Origin of the sequence: Salegentibacter flavus, from assembly GCF_900115145.1 — a bacterium.
Taxonomy (GTDB): domain Bacteria; phylum Bacteroidota; class Bacteroidia; order Flavobacteriales; family Flavobacteriaceae; genus Salegentibacter; species Salegentibacter flavus.
Window position 1 is genome coordinate 18,201 of sequence record NZ_FOVL01000017.1, and the last position, 15,317, is coordinate 33,517.

Sequence of the window (15,317 nt, forward strand, 5' to 3'; positions counted from 1 at the left end):
AGCAATCATGAAAGCCAACATAATCGTAAAAAACCTGAAGAATAACGGGGCCGCTCAGATGATATTAAAGAAGGTCTCAGTTATTCCAGGTCTCAGTGAAATCAATATCGATACAGAGCGCTCAAAGATCTCTTTCAATTACCAATCAGATGACGCTGTTTTCAGCCTTCTAAATACCTTGAAGAATCTGGGACATCCATATATTGCAACCCGCCGTTCCATGGCAGCCAGGTTAAATAATGAACTATTAACTTAATCAATAAATAATGAAATTACTGGGAATGATAGGAGGCACCTCCTGGCACTCTACTATTGAATATTACCGGCTGCTGAATCAGTTAGCCGGAGAAAGGATTGGCGCCGATCAAAATCCGCCGCTCTTACTATACAGCCTCAATATAAAGCTAATGCGCGAGCAAAATCTGAAAGCCATAAACAGCGCTTATCTTGAGATCGCGAAAAAACTGGAAGCTGCCGGGGCAGGCGCTATTATAATTTGTGCCAATACCCCACATATGGTTTATAGGTATGTTCAGCCTAAAATTAATATTCCCATCCTTCATATCGCTGACGCCGTTGGTATTGAGGCTCAGAAAAAAGGTTATAAACGCCTGGGGCTACTGGGGAACAAGCCTACCATGACCAAGGGATTTTTACAAAACCGACTCAAAGATATCTACAAAATTGAAGTTATTATTCCGGAAGATGAATACCTTGATGATTGCCACGGCTTCGTATCGAAGGAATTAACCCAGGGCAAATTCACCGACGAAGCCAGAACATTTTTCCTTAAACAATTAGAGAATCTTCAGCAGAAAGGCGCTGATGCCATTATTATGGGCTGTACCGAGTTACCCATCCTTATACCGCAAGACAAAACCAGTATTCCTTTATTGGAAACCACCGATCTGCATGCGCAGATGGCCGTAGATTTTATTTTTGAAGACGAGGATTAGTCTTCTCCAGGCCCAAACAAGTCGGGAGAATCTGAATTGCTGCAGGCCACCCTAAAATGATAGGGATCCAGAGCTCCTGGCCCGTCAAACAGCGCACGAACATCCGCATCGGTAATAACTCCTGCTCTTATGAGTTCTTCTTCAGAATTACCCAAACCTGGGAGCAGATTTATTTCCATATAATATTCATCAAGCCCGGGCGCATCAGGCAATTGCATACATAATGTTGTAGCACCATAAGTAGCCTCTTCATTCTCAAAATCATCTTCCACCCAAATCGCGTTTTCAAGTCCGTTGTATAAATTGTCAGCTTTGGGGTTTTCCGGGTCACCGCTGTACTTCCATACATCTACTGAAAAATGGGCTGAATGATGTCTTCCATTCTCATCACAATAATTTCCGAAGATGCAGAATTCGATAATCTCCACACCTTGAATATCAAAAAAGATATAGCCATAGCGATTAACAATTCGATCGTCGAAGCAAATTACATCAAGAGGTACATAAGGCTTACCCCCGGAATTCAGATTAATACTTAGCGGTAATGGATTATCTACCAGATTGGCAAGGTTCCCTGAAGTGTCGTCCATTCGTGGGGCAAGCCAAACTATGTCTTCGTTGGAGTCCAGTACGGTAGCATACTCCAACTGATAAGTTCCCGGCGGTAACTGTAAGGCGGGTGATTCCTCTGTAAAATAAACGGGTTGGTCGTTGTCTCCGTTTGGATCATTGAAAGGGATTTGGTTAATAGGAATGCGAAGCGGGGTATCCATATCCCCGAGCATTATATTCCCTTCCCGGGAAAGGACAATATCCAGAAACGCAGGAATTGCACTCACACAGTTTTGCGTGAAATCTCCCTGCTCCGGAGTGGACTCATTATTTTGAGTTTGCTGCCCGGACTCAAGGAATAGCAAATCATTGAGCATAGGACCAAACTGCAAATTAATAAGTTCTTCAGCTACCGGCAGCTCTTCACTTAGCTCAGAATCTGTGGTACAGGAATTTGTAATAATAAAAATGCAAAATGCGGTAAGAAGATATAACTTTCTCATTATTTCCAAATTGGTTTAGTTAGTTATAAACTTTCCAAAACCAGGCATTGGACAGGGAGATCGGGGTGATCTAAAATAGATGGACTGAAGAATAAATATAAGAGATATCTGCGGAAATGAATATGGGGGGTTTCCCGTGACTTTAGGAAGCAAGGCGGCTAGAACCATACATCTGAAATGCATCCTTTTAAAGATGTATGAACTAATTTCAATTAAAACTAATAGGTTGAATACAAAAAAAGTATTTAAAATCAGGCAATTAAAAAAGGCACAGAGTTCCGGGAATCCTGTGCCTTTATTGATAATGAATTATTTCTAATACAGAACCCTGAAACGAATCGTTCCTATTAATCCTTTCAGGTCTTTTATTACAGCCTTGTCATATTCTTTATCGATATCGGTAATCACATAACCTACTGTTTCGTTGGTTTTAAGATACTGTCCAACGATGTTAATGTCGTGGTCGGCCAGGATTCGGTTAATATCAGCTAGAATCCCGGGAACATTACGGTGAATATGAATTAGCCTGTGTGCATTTTTCAGCACCGGTAATTGCAGGTTAGGGAAATTTACAGAATTGGTAGTACTCCCTGTATTGATATATTCAATTATTTTCCCCGGAACAAAATTCCCGATATTTTCCTGGGCCTCCTGGGTGCTTCCACCTATGTGCGGCGTTAGGATCACATTGGGCAATCCCCGAAGTTCAGATTCAAACTCTTCGTTATTGGTTTTTGGTTCCTTTGGAAAAACATCTATCCCCGCCCCCATTACTTTTCCTGATTCTATATTCTCTTTCAGGGCCTTAATGTCTACAACGTGGCCGCGACTAAGGTTCAGGAAAATAACGCCATCTTTCATCTGGTTGAATTCCTCTTCCCCAATCATATTGAGGTTTTCCTTACGGCCATCTACGTGAAGTGTCACTATATCCACAGTATTCAGAAGTTCCTTAAGGGAGTTACATTTGGTTACATTTCCCAGAGGAAGCTTCTCCTCGATATCGTAATAATAAACATCAAAACCAATAGATTCAGCTACTACCGAAAGCTGGGCGCCGATATTTCCATAGCCTATAATCCCCAGCTTCTTGCCGCGGGTTTCAAAACTATTGTTAGCCGATTTTTCCCATTTCCCATCGTGCATCAATTTCATTTTATCGGGAAGGTTTCGCATAAGCAAAATGATTTCACCAATAGCTAGTTCCACCACCGAACGGGTATTGCTGAAGGGCGCATTAAAAACCGGGATCCCTTTTTTAAGGCATTCTTCCAGATCGATCTGGTTGGTGCCTATGCAAAAAGCCCCCACGCCGATAAGGCGGTTGGCATTTTTCAGAACTTTTTTGGTTAAGTGAGTCTTAGACCTTATCCCGATCACAGATACATCTTTGATCCTTTCGGCGAGTTCATCCTCATCCATAGCGCCGGGATGAACGCTTACATTGTAGCCCTCCTCCTTCATGATATCTACGGCGTCCTGATGCACATTTTCAAGTAAAAGGACGTTTATTCTGTTCTTAGGGTAAGAAATAGCTTTGTTCATATTATGTACAAATAAAAATTCATCGAGACTCGGGGTAATATGATCGGCTTTTTGGAGCACATTTTCCCGTTCCACATTTTCAGTAAAAGCATAAAATTTATTGGCCAGTCCGGAGGCCTTGATCTCATAGTCGGTATAACCATCGCCAATAACGTAAACATCGCCTTGAAGATTTAGGTGTTTTAATTGTTCAACCTTTCCGTTATTTGAAGATAAGACATTCCCGCGGTCAAAACCAATGATCTTCCCGTTCTGATCAAATTCGAAGGTATTAGCAAAAACGTTTTCCGGGCGTACTCCGTATTCCTTAACTATAGGAACAATAAACTCCTTGAAGCCGTTGGAGATAATATAAATATTCTCGTGATACTCTTCAAAGAACTGACGGTTTCTCACAAAAGAAGAAGAAACACGCTCCCGAAGGTTTTCAATTAAGGGTGGCAGATGATCTTCATGAGCTTTTAAAAGCTGAAGACGTTCCTCCAGGGATTTCCTGAAGTCTATTTCCCCTTTCATTCCAAGATCGGTTAGGTTTTCAACTTCTTTGAGGTTCTTTTCCTTTTCTTCATCCCTTGCCAGAGAAATCTCTCCCAATACATCAAGGGCTTCTACCTGGGTAAAGGTGCTGTCAAAATCAATAACTATATGCCGTTCCATTCAAGATCGTTTAAGGCTAAAAAATAAAAGGCTAAAACTACAGCTTTTCAGACTTTTGAAAGCTCCGAAAAACTAAAAATTTATCGAGATCTGAGGCTAATAAAAAGGTTTTATAGTATTAATAATTACGCTTCAATATTCAGTCTGGATTTTAAGGAAATAACAAAAATCAAAGGTTGAAATTAGTTTATTCCTATTTCACATTTCAAAAAAAAATCATCCATAGAAACTAACGGAAACAAAAATGCCTGTCTTCAGCAATTGAAAACAGGCATTATATAATTAAAAATTTAAATTTACTCTACGATGAACTTTCCTTTCATTAAAGAATAGTGACCTGGGAACGAGCAGATAAAATCGTAAGTTCCTTTTTCAGGAGCTTCAAACTCGATAGTATCGCTTTCTCCCCCACCAAGCATTTTGGTATGAGCAATTACTTGATCGGTTCCTTCCGGGATATAATCGTTAGCTTTAGCATCCATCGCAGACATGCCAAATTCAGATATTTCTGTTCCCTGGGTTAAAAGTACCCAATTGTGCCCCATAGCGTTTTTGTCCATTTGGCCAACGTGTTTCAAGGTAAGACGTACAGTTTGTCCGGCTTTAACCTTAATTTCATCCATGTTGAAACGCATTTGGTCATCCCCCTCAATAGTGATCTCCACTACATCAGAATCGGCGGCATCTTGAGAATCGGCCTGACGGGTCTGAGTGGTTTCTTCAGTAGAGGTACCAATAGCAGTATTTTCCTCGGCGTCTTTTTCTTTCTTGTCACCACAAGCTATCATTGCCATAGCTCCAAAGATTAAAACAAATTTGCTTAAATTTTTCATTAGTAAATAATTTGTATGTTCATAATTAATTTGGTTTAGTTCCGCTCTTTAGCAAAACCAGGATCAAAGATAAAAGTATTTTTTATGGGGAGCATTAGTTTAAGGAAACTTTCAAGTAAAATGTTAAAAAAAAGGATAAGGCCAGATTCTAAAATCTTCGTATCTTCAGTGCGTTTAAATTAAAAATAATCTTTAATGAAGAAAGTTTTAAAAAACGCCGGAATGCTCGCATTGGCAACCATTTTGAGTTCCAATGCTCTGGCACAAGATAAGGATATGGATAATATTTTATTAGCCGAATGGGAAGGGCCCTATGCAGGGGTTCCTGCTTTTGACAAGATGGAAGTTGATCTTGTTAAACCCGCGATGGAAAAAGCCATGGAAATGCACCTGGCCGAAATAGATGAGATCGCCAGTAACCCGGAGGCCGCGACTTTTGAGAACACCATTGTTCCCATGGAAAAGGCCGGAAAAGAACTGAGAAGGGTCTTCACCTATTATGGAATTTTTAGCAGTAATATATCCAGCCCTGAATTTAGAGAGGTTCAAAAGGAACTTTCTCCAAAAATCTCGGAATACAGCTCTAAAATCTCCCAAAACGAGGACCTTTTTAAAAGAATTGAAAAGGTTTACAAAGACTCCCGTGAAAATCCATTGGATGCCCAGGAGCAAAGAGTAATTGATCTTATTTATGAGGAATTCGCCATGGAAGGTGCTGCCCTTAATGAAGACGATAAAAAGCGTTATGCAGAGATCAACAAGGAACTCTCAAAGCTCTACACCCAATTTTCAAATAACGTGTTAGCAGAAGAGGAGAATTACGTAGTATTCCTGGAAGATAACCAGTTAAGTGGCCTTCCGGAATCTTTTATAAAATCTTCTGCCAGCGCTGCTGAAGAACGAGGAGAACCTGGAAAATATGCGATAACCAATACTCGCTCTTCAATGGATCCTTTCCTGACGTATTCTGACGAAAGGGAATTGCGGGAGAAAGTATGGAATAATTATTATTCCCGTGGAGATAACGACGATGAGTTCGACAATAATGATGTGATCAAAAAGATCCTGAAACTTCGGGACGAACGCGTTGAACTTCTGGGCTATGATAATTTCGCCCAATGGAGATTACAAAACCGCATGGCCAAGAATCCTGAAAACGCCATGGAGCTTATGGAAGCAGTATGGCCGGCAGCACTGGCCCGCGTAGAACAAGAAGTTGCCGATATGCAAGCCATAGCCGATAAGGAAGGGGCTAATATCACTATAAAACCCTGGGATTATCGTTATTATGCTGAAAAAGTAAGAAAAGACAAATATGATCTGGACAGCGAAGAGGTAAAACAATACCTGGAACTTGGCAATTTAACCCAGGCCCTTTTCTTCACTGCCGGAGAGATCTTCAATTTTGAATTCACTCCTGTTGAAGAAGGATCGGTTCCTGTGTTTCACGAAGATGTGAATGTTTGGGAAGTAACCGATAAATCCACCGGAGACCTGATAGGCCTTTGGTATCTGGACCCATTCGCACGACAGGGAAAACGTTCCGGTGCATGGGCGACCACTTATCGCAGCTATTCTGAACTACAAGGCGGAGAGCCGGTTTTAGCCTCCAACAACTCCAATTTTATTGAAGCCGCCGAAGGCGAGCCAGTGCTGATTTCCTGGGATGATGCCACAACTTTCTTCCACGAATTCGGGCACGCATTGCATTTCCTGGCTGCTGATGTGAAGTACCCAACACTAAACGGAGGGGTAAGAGACTACACCGAATTCCAGTCGCAGTTACTGGAGCGATGGCTGTCTACCGATGAGGTGATCAACCGCTTCCTTCGTCATCACGAAACCAACGAGGTGATTCCTGATGACCTGGTAGCCAAGATCAAGAATGCCTCTACCTTCAACCAGGGATTTGAGACTACCGAGTTCCTTGCTTCAGCCTTAATGGATATGAAGTATCACACTACCGATCCCGACGAGATCGAACCCAGGGAATTCGAAAAGAAAACTCTGGAAGAACTGGGAATGCCAAAAGAGATCGTGATGCGTCACCGTTCTCCACATTTTGGTCATGTGTTTTCCGGAGAGGGTTATGCCACAGGATATTACGGTTACCTTTGGGCCGATGTACTCACCTCTGATGCTGCAGAGGCCTTTAGCGAAGCTCCGGGTGGGTTCTACGATAAAAATGTAGCCCAAAAACTGGTTAAATATCTATTCGCTCCAAGAAACGCTATGGATCCCGCTGAAGCTTACAGAAGCTTTAGAGGAAGGGATGCCAAAATTGATGCGTTAATGCGCGATCGCGGTTTCCCTGTACCTGAAGAAAAATAGATTTTGGAATAAGATTAAGCAAAAAACCTGCCTGGAAAATTATTTTTCAAGCAGGTTTTTTCATACAAATACCCCAAATTATTCAATTGCCGTAGCAACTAATTTATTTGGTCCATTAGGAAATCCATACAGGAATAAATTATCTTCCGTTATTTCTTCAAGAGGAACAGCGGTAATAATATTACCATGCCTGTAAATGACCAGGAAGTAAGTCTGGTCTATTTTCTTCAAAAAAGAATGTACAATTTTATTATCGGGATGGTTTTGAAAATCTATCTCAAAATTTCTTCCAGCCCGTTCTAAATTGTATTTAATTTGTTTGATCTCCTCACCACTCAACTTAGTTTTCGTAGGAACTAACCTTATATAATCTATAGGATTCTCCAACCTTTCAGAATAAATACTTAAGCGGTTGGGGTTCTTAAAACTGAAATCGGCAAAGGCCAGGGTATCTATTTTCAGCTTATTGTTTTCAGTTTTATAAGAAGTCTTAGTAATAAACTGATCAAAGTTATAATGTAATAACGAATCTTCGCTCACCTGCATCAGGTGTATTCCCGGAAAAGCTCCAAAACTTTTATTTCCGGAGATAATCCATTTTCCTTCCAATTCCTGGGCAGTAATTGAAGTGCTTAATAACAACGCGACTAAAACGAAACATCTAACTATAATTTTCATAATCCTTCTATTTGGATTCCGGTAAAATTTAAAAAGAACCTCCCTAAAAACCTTATTTATTCGACAGCATTCAAATTATTAGGATAAATAGTAAGAATTGAAGTATTTGTAGGACAATAAGGAATAAAAAAGCCATCAGCGTTTAACTGATGGCTTTTGGTATAAATCAAAATTTCTGCTTAGAACATTTCTCTCCCGGAAAAATGGAAAGCACCTTCAATAGCGGCGTTTTCGTCGCTATCGCTCCCATGTACAGCATTCTCACCAACAGAAGTAGCATATTTCTTACGTATGGTTCCTTCAGCAGCATCTTCAGGATTGGTAGCTCCAATTAAAGTTCTGAAGTCATCTACAGCATTATCCTTTTCAAGAATAGCGGCTACAATAGGGCCACGTGTCATGAACTCCACCAATTCGCCGAAAAACGGACGCTCCTTATGGATCGCGTAAAATTCTTCCGCATCGGTTTTGGTCATTTGAGTCATTTTCATCGCTACAATTCTAAAACCTGAAGCGGTAATTTGTTCTATTATTCCACCAATATGCCCTTTTTCTACTGCATCGGGTTTGATCATGGTGAATGTTCTGTTTCCTGCCATTTTATGCTTTTTAAAATTTGGGCAAAAATAAGTAAAAACCTTCCAAAAGCAAGTTGTTTAATGCTTTATATGTGGGTACTCCACTTTATGCTGCTGAAGAAGACGGTTCTTTTCTCCCCGCATTTCCATAAGCATCTTATTATTTTTAAGATCAAATTTAAGAAGCCCAAAGCTAAGATCGCTTACCACTTCTCCTATTCTATACCGGTTTGGTTCCCCGCTAAAACTGGTATAGCTGTGTGTAAGTCCGCTGGAGGTAAAATCAACCAGCGGATAGTTCAAACGATCCCGTTTCATTTCTGAAAATTCTGAAATATGGCGGTCACCACTTAATATGATGATATTTTTTGCTGAGGAATTCTCTATTAATTTGATAAGTCTTTTTCTTTCTGCTGGGAAATTACCCCAGGTTTCAAATCCGTGCTCCTCAGAAATCACCTGGATACTGCTTAGAATTATATTGAAAGTGGCCGCACTGGTATGCAATTCCTCTTCCAGCCATTGCCATTGCTGTTCTCCAAGAATAGTTCCTTTGCTGTTCTCTTTATATCTTTTACCCGGAACTGCATCTGGCTTCAGTTCATCTCTGAAATACCGGGTATCCAATATTATTAATTTAATATTTCCCTTCGGCGTTTCCAGGAGTTCACTGTGATAAACCCCTTCCCTTCCCCGTCGGGGGTCGTCTTCTGAAACTCCCATAAAATCAAGGAAAAGCTGCTGACTTTCTTCCTTAAACTCCCATTCTTTTCCGCCGTCGTTAACTCCATAGTCGTGGTCATCCCAGGTGCCGTAAACCGGGATGGAATTGGTAAGCCTTTTATACCCGGGCACATTATGTTGTATTTGGTAATACTCCTGCATCAGTTGCATATCGGGGGTATCGGCATAGATATTATCTCCGCCCCACATAAAGACATCAGGTTGGTTTTTCATTATTGGTTCCCACAGTGGCTGAGGAGCTTCCTGTTTGTTACAACTCCCAAAAGCAAGCACGAAATCGTATTTTTGTTCAGGAGATTTAGTAGCAGTTTCGGTAATAGTTCCACAGGAAAGAAGAATAAATAAGGGTAAAATTCTTAATATTAATTTCATTTTTTGTTGATTTGCTTCTGCATCAAATTTAATGGTTCATTTATTAGTAAAAGTTAATAAATTGTATCTTTAGCCCTTAGACTATGATAGAACAAAGCATTTTAGAGATTACCGCCGAACTGGCCAGGGCCAGAGATATAGTAATTGTACCCCATAAAGGTCCCGATGGTGATGCTATAGGAGCTTCCCTCGCGATGTGGCATTTCTTAAAGGATAAAGGCCATAATCCCCAGGTAATTGCACCAAACAACTACCCCGATTTTCTTAAATGGCTTCCGGGGACTGAAGAGGTGATCATCTATGAAAATGAACAGGAACGCTCTAACCAACTTATAGCGGATGCCGACCTGGTTTTTACTCTGGATTTTAACGAACTCAACCGCGCCGGAATTATGGTACAACCCCTAATAGATTCGCAAGCGGTTTTTGTGATGATAGACCATCACCAGGAACCCACCGATTATGCCAATCATACTTACAGTGATGCCACGATGAGTTCCACTTGTGAAATGGTGTACCACTTCCTGGAAAAACTAAGAGCTGCAAATCATATAAGTCCGGAGATTGCCACCTGTCTATATACAGGTATTATGACCGATACCGGTTCTTTTCGATTCAGTTCTGCCAGCAGCCTTACCCACCGGGTAGTTGCCGATCTTATTGATAAAGGCGCAGAAAACTGGAAAATACACAATAAGGTTTTCGATACAAATTCAGAAAAAAGGATGCAGCTTTTGGGTACAGCCTTAAGAAACCTAAAAGTGCTTCTTGAATATAAGACAGCATATATAAGCCTTTCACAGGAAGAACTGGATCGTCACGACTTCAGAAAAGGTGATACCGATGGTTTTGTAAACTATGGACTGGCCCTTGAAGGTGTAATATTCGCTGCGATTTTTATTGAAAACAAACAGGATGGCATCATAAAGATCTCCTTCCGCTCCAAAGGCGATTTCTCAGTAAATGCTTTTGCAAGGCAGAATTTTGAAGGAGGCGGACATATAAATGCGGCAGGAGGCAAAAGCGACCTCAGTCTGAAAGAAACTCTGGAACGTTTTGAGTCTCTTCTTCCGCAGTATAAAGATGATTTAATCCTATGAGAATCGCTTTAATTCTATTAACAATCCTGATGCTCGGGGCATGCAAATCGCCCGAAGCACGTTATCCCGTCAGCCAGAATTCAGGTTCTTATATTCGGGAATCGGTAGAGCGAAACCGGGAACTGGTGGCCGCTGAAGAAGAATACATTAAAGATTTAATGGAAGAGGACTCTGCAACAGAATACCTCGTTTCCAATGACGGATTTTGGTATTATTACAACAAAAGATCTACCGACTCCTCAAATACCGAAATGCCGGAATTCGGAGACCTTGTGAAATTCGATTATAGCCTTTCTACCCTTGACGGGGAACCTATTTATGAAGAAGGTGAAAAACCAACCAGGGAGTATGCCGTAGACCAGGAGGAACTTTTTAGCGGACTCCGCCAGGGTTTAAAGCTTATGAAAGAGGGAGAAACTGTTACTTTTCTTTTTCCTTCGCACAAAGCTTATGGATATTACGGAGACAAAAATAAGATCGGGACGAATGTTCCGGTTAAGGCAAAGGTGACTTTGCACGATATCAATAAAAATGAATCTAAAAACGAAGACTAAATAATGAAAACTACTAACATCTTTATTCTTTTGGCAATGGTGCTTACGCTCGTTGCCTGTAACGACGAATATCCCGATCTTGAAGACGGCCTTTATGCCGAATTCCAAACCAATAAAGGCAGCTTTGTAGCTGAACTTTTTTATGATCAAACCCCAATAACCGTAGCGAGTTTTGTTTCCCTTGCCGAGGGAAAGAACACTATGGTAGACAGCACCTATAAAAACAAAAATTTTTATGATGGAATCAGGTTTCACCGTATCATAGAAGGTTTCGTGATTCAGGGTGGGGATCCTACAGGCACAGGATCAGGCGGTCCTGGATACCGTTTCCCGGATGAGGTGAATAGCGAGCTAAGCCACGATTCTAAAGGCATACTATCTATGGCAAATGCAGGCCCCGGCACTAATGGAAGTCAGTTCTTTATCACCCTTGGTCCTACGCCTAACCTTGATGGAAGGCATACTGTTTTCGGTAAAATTGCCAAAGGCCAGGATGTGGTAGATTCTATTGGAAAAGTAGAAACCGATCCGGGCGATCGGCCCGTTGAAGAGGTGATCATAGAAAAAGTAAACATCATCAGAAAAGGTAATGACGCCAAAAAATTTGATGCGCCTAAGGTATTTGAAAATGAACTTAGTGAACTTAAAGCCGAAGAGGAAGCCGCTCAAAAACGCATGGAAGATGCTATGGCTGAGAATGCTGAAAAATTCAGCGTTCTAAAAGAAGAGGCTAAAGAACTTGAAAGCGGACTTCAGATCTATTTTGAAGAAGAAGGTGATGGCGAAAAGCCAGCAGACGGCCAAATGGTAGAGTTAAACTACGAAGGTTATTTCCAGGATGGAAGGATCTTTGACACCAATAATGAGGAACTAGCCCAGGAACTGGGACTATTCAGTCAACAACGAAAAGATCAAGGTGGATACGAGCCAATGACCATCCCATACGGTCCTGAAGCTCCTATGATTCCCGGTTTCAGAGAAGGAGTTCAGCAAATGAAGGTTGGAGACAAGGCCATTCTTTATATTCCTTCACACCTTGCTTATGGTGAAAACGGTGCTGGTGGCGTAATCCCTCCAAATACCGATCTAATCTTCAGAGTGGAGTTGGTTGGAATGCAGGAATAAAAATTCAGAAGTATTAAAAAGGCTGCCCGATCGGGCAGCCTTTTTTGTTTGTGAAAGTTCCTTTTATTTCTTCGGAATATTCTTTAGAACTTCAAGTAAGAACTGCCAGTATTTTTTAGCTGAAGAAATGCTGGCACGTTCATCGGGAGAATGGGCTCCACGAATAGTAGGACCGAAAGAGATCATATCCATTTCCGGATAATGATTTCCTATTATTCCGCATTCCAGTCCGGCGTGGCAGGCTGCGATATCAGCTTTCTCATTATTTTGCTTCTGATAGAGCTCGTCTAAAACTTTCAGAATAGCAGAATCGGGGTTTGGTGCCCATCCGGGATATTCTCCGGAAAGTTTTACTTTAAACCCGGCAAGCTCAAAAGCAGCTTGCAAACTATGGGCAAGATCATTTTTAGAAGATTCTACCGAGGAACGGGTAAGACAATTGATCTTCACCTTCCCATCGGCGATCTTTACACTGGCAATATTATTAGAGGCCTCAACAAGTCCTTCAATATCCGGGCTCATCCGGTAGACTCCATTATGGGCGGCAGAAAGTGCTCTTATCACATCCTGCTGATCTTCAACCTTCATTACCTTTGCAGGTACATCAACCTCTGTGATCTCGATATCCAGATTCGGTTCCAGGGAGGAAAATTCGGTTTTAATTTCTCTCACCTTCACTAAAGTTTCATTCAGAAAAGTTTCGGTATTAGATCGATCAATTGCTACTACGGCTTTGCTTTCGCGCGGAATGGCATTACGCAATCCGCCCCCGTCAAATTCAGCTAAACGCAGTCCAAAATCTTTATTGGAATCGTAAAGCACCCGGGTTAGCAATTTATTGGCATTAGCAAGACCTTTAATGATATCCATTCCTGAATGCCCGCCCTGCAAACCTTTAACAGTAATCTTGTAGCCTACAGAGTTATCTGGCGTGTCTTCGAGTTCATAATCACGAAGGGCAGTAATATCTACTCCTCCTGCACAGCCAATCCCAATTTCATCATCTTCCTCGGTATCCAGATTAAGAAGGATGTCGCCTTTCAGCATTGAGGGATTAAGGTTTTTAGCACCGGTCATTCCGGTTTCTTCGTCTATAGTAAAAAGAGCTTCAAGTTCAGGATGAGCAATTTCTTTACTTTCCAGGATAGCCATCATACTGGCTGCTCCCAACCCATTATCGGCGCCAAGGGTGGTTCCTTTAGCTCTAACCCAGTCTCCATCTACATACATTTCGATTCCTGAAGTATCAAAATCGAAATCGGTATCATTATTTTTCTGATGAACCATATCCAGGTGAGCCTGCAGGACGATCGGTTTGCGGTCTTCCATCCCTGCAGTGGCAAGTTTGCGAATAAGTACATTCCCGGTTTCATCAACCTGGGTCTCCAGCTGAAGTTTATTTCCGAAGTTCTTAATGAATTCAATAACGCGTTCCTCTTTTTTTGATGGCCGCGGCACGGCATTAAGATCGGCGAAATTATTCCATAATTCTTTAGGCTCCAGGCTTCTTATTTCTTCATTCATTGGTTTAATATTTGGTATATTCACAAAGGTATTGGTAATTAGGCAGGAAGGAAAATGAAAAACTTATTTTGACGGAAATTAACCAAAAAGCAAGCCTTCCGGGGATAAATGCTATTTTTGAAAAGTGAAAAGAAAAAGTCTCTATATACTTGCCGGCCTGTTACCGGTGCAAATCATAGTTATCGGTCTGCTGGCCGAATATCCCCTGTTTATTGAAAACTGGTATAGCCGGGGAATATACCCCTGGATCTCTCGATTTATGCGTTTTCCTCTGGGCTTCCTACCTTTCAGCCTGGGGGACTTTCTCTACGCGATTTTGGTTTTAATGCTTCTAAAATGGCTCATCCGAAGATTCAAAACCAGATTTCGTAGTCCGCGAAAGTGGATTATAGACGGCCTTGCAGCCCTTTCAGTAATTTACGCCTGTTTTCATCTTATCTGGGGTTTTAATTATTACCGGCTACCTCTCCACCAGGCCCTGGAATTAGATCCTGATTATACCACAGAAGAACTTATAATTCTTTCAGAAAATCTTATTTCTAGATCTAACGAGCTGCACGCCGAACTTTCTGCTGATGATTCCTTAGCTATAGAAATTCCATATTCCAAAAAGGAATTGTTTGAACAAACCATTCTCGGGTATGATCATCTAAGCGAGGAATATCCTGAACTCACTTATAAAAATCCTAACCTAAAACGATCGCTTTATAGTATTCCCCTTACCTATATGGGGTTTAATGGATATTTAAATCCGCTCACCGGGGAAGCCCAGGTTAATACCCAGATCGTGAAATTTAAGATCCCAACTACGGCCAGCCACGAAGTTGGTCACCAACTGGGCTTTGCAAAAGAGAATGAGGCTAATTTCATAGCCTGCCTGGCCACGATGAATCATCCCGATATTTATTTCAGGTATTCCGGTCATGCCTTTGCCCTGCGTTATAGCCTGAATGAATTATACCGTCGGGACAAAGAGAAATTTGAAGAACTCAAGGAAAAGATCCGGCCCGGAATCCTGGCGAATTACCGCGAAGTAGACGATTTCTGGTTACGCCACCAAAACCCTTTCGAACCCTTGTTTCTGGCAACTTACAACAGATATTTAATGGTAAATAACCAGGCTGAAGGTATGAAGAGCTACAGCTATGTGGTTGCCCTTCTTGTGAATTATTTTGCAGAAGAGAAAAATACCGGAGCAACAGGAACAGGTTTTTATTAAAATTTTATTATTTTACGGCCTTTTTCTAACAAAAATTTAGCATTCT

14 protein-coding genes are annotated in these 15,317 nt (G+C 41.3%); 7 read left to right on the forward strand and 7 right to left on the reverse strand.

All coding sequences use genetic code 11. The features are described 5' to 3' along the window. Window positions 1-7 precede the first annotated feature (7 nt). Together BM266_RS12770 and BM266_RS12775 are read left to right on the forward strand one after the other, a co-directional pair. A complete protein-coding gene (locus BM266_RS12770) occupies window positions 8-256 on the forward strand; it encodes a hypothetical protein (protein WP_093410380.1) in 249 nt (82 codons plus the stop codon). Window positions 257-266: 10 nt separating this feature from the next. Continuing rightward, the gene (locus BM266_RS12775; protein WP_093410382.1) at window positions 267-956 is read left to right on the forward strand and encodes an aspartate/glutamate racemase family protein; all 690 of its coding nucleotides are present in this window, start codon (window positions 267-269) and stop codon (window positions 954-956) included. On the opposite strand, the gene BM266_RS12780 is transcribed toward BM266_RS12775, so the two are convergent. The 3 genes from BM266_RS12780 to azu all read right to left on the reverse strand — a co-directional run bounded on the left by BM266_RS12780 (window position 953) and on the right by azu (window position 5,046). Then, the gene (locus tag BM266_RS12780) at window positions 953-2,011 is read right to left on the reverse strand and encodes a hypothetical protein (RefSeq protein WP_093410384.1); all 1,059 of its coding nucleotides are present in this window, start codon (window positions 2,009-2,011) and stop codon (window positions 953-955) included. The two genes, BM266_RS12775 and BM266_RS12780, sit on opposite strands and share 4 nt — an antisense overlap. A 315-nt stretch (window positions 2,012-2,326) precedes the next feature. Then, the gene (gene serA, locus BM266_RS12785) at window positions 2,327-4,213 is read right to left on the reverse strand and encodes a phosphoglycerate dehydrogenase (protein ID WP_093410386.1); all 1,887 of its coding nucleotides are present in this window, start codon (window positions 4,211-4,213) and stop codon (window positions 2,327-2,329) included. 296 nt (window positions 4,214-4,509) lie between these two features. Then, window positions 4,510-5,046: an azurin gene (gene azu / locus BM266_RS12790; RefSeq protein WP_093410388.1), complete on the reverse strand. Its 537-nt coding sequence runs from the start codon at window positions 5,044-5,046 to the stop codon at window positions 4,510-4,512. A 222-nt stretch (window positions 5,047-5,268) separates the two neighbouring features. Between azu and BM266_RS12795 the strand changes: the two genes are divergently transcribed. Next, window positions 5,269-7,377, forward strand: coding sequence for a M3 family metallopeptidase (locus BM266_RS12795; RefSeq protein ID WP_245760445.1), 2,109 nt, complete (start codon window positions 5,269-5,271; stop codon window positions 7,375-7,377). A 78-nt stretch (window positions 7,378-7,455) separates the two neighbouring features. On the opposite strand, the gene BM266_RS12800 is transcribed toward BM266_RS12795, so the two are convergent. The 3 genes from BM266_RS12800 to BM266_RS12810 all read right to left on the reverse strand — a co-directional run bounded on the left by BM266_RS12800 (window position 7,456) and on the right by BM266_RS12810 (window position 9,749). Further along, window positions 7,456-8,055, reverse strand: coding sequence for a hypothetical protein (locus tag BM266_RS12800; protein ID WP_139220642.1), 600 nt, complete (start codon window positions 8,053-8,055; stop codon window positions 7,456-7,458). Between the two features lie 179 nt (window positions 8,056-8,234). Continuing rightward, entirely contained in the window at window positions 8,235-8,654 is a 420-nt protein-coding gene (locus tag BM266_RS12805) for a nucleoside-diphosphate kinase (protein ID WP_093410394.1), read from the reverse strand. Between the two features lie 57 nt (window positions 8,655-8,711). After that, entirely contained in the window at window positions 8,712-9,749 is a 1,038-nt protein-coding gene (locus tag BM266_RS12810) for an alkaline phosphatase D family protein (RefSeq protein WP_093410396.1), read from the reverse strand. 83 nt (window positions 9,750-9,832) lie between these two features. Here BM266_RS12810 and BM266_RS12815 point away from each other — a divergent pair, with 83 nt between their 5' ends. The 3 genes from BM266_RS12815 to BM266_RS12825 are packed head-to-tail and all read left to right on the forward strand — an operon-like array spanning window position 9,833 to window position 12,528. Further along, window positions 9,833-10,849: a DHH family phosphoesterase gene (locus BM266_RS12815; protein WP_093410398.1), complete on the forward strand. Its 1,017-nt coding sequence runs from the start codon at window positions 9,833-9,835 to the stop codon at window positions 10,847-10,849. Continuing rightward, window positions 10,846-11,403: a gliding motility-associated peptidyl-prolyl isomerase GldI gene (gene gldI, locus BM266_RS12820; RefSeq protein ID WP_093410400.1), complete on the forward strand. Its 558-nt coding sequence runs from the start codon at window positions 10,846-10,848 to the stop codon at window positions 11,401-11,403. The genes BM266_RS12815 and gldI overlap by 4 nt, the downstream gene beginning before the upstream one ends. Before the next feature lie 3 nt (window positions 11,404-11,406). Continuing rightward, complete coding sequence (locus BM266_RS12825; RefSeq protein WP_093410402.1) at window positions 11,407-12,528, forward strand: peptidylprolyl isomerase; 1,122 nt, start codon at window positions 11,407-11,409, stop codon at window positions 12,526-12,528. Between the two features lie 63 nt (window positions 12,529-12,591). On the opposite strand, the gene BM266_RS12830 is transcribed toward BM266_RS12825, so the two are convergent. Continuing rightward, window positions 12,592-14,052, reverse strand: a complete 1,461-nt coding sequence (locus BM266_RS12830) for an aminoacyl-histidine dipeptidase (protein WP_093410404.1) — start codon at window positions 14,050-14,052, stop codon at window positions 12,592-12,594. A gap of 124 nt (window positions 14,053-14,176) precedes the next feature. On the opposite strand from BM266_RS12830, the gene BM266_RS12835 reads away from it, so the two are divergent. Further along, entirely contained in the window at window positions 14,177-15,271 is a 1,095-nt protein-coding gene (locus tag BM266_RS12835; RefSeq protein ID WP_093410406.1) for a DUF3810 domain-containing protein, read from the forward strand. Window positions 15,272-15,317: the final 46 nt, after the last annotated feature.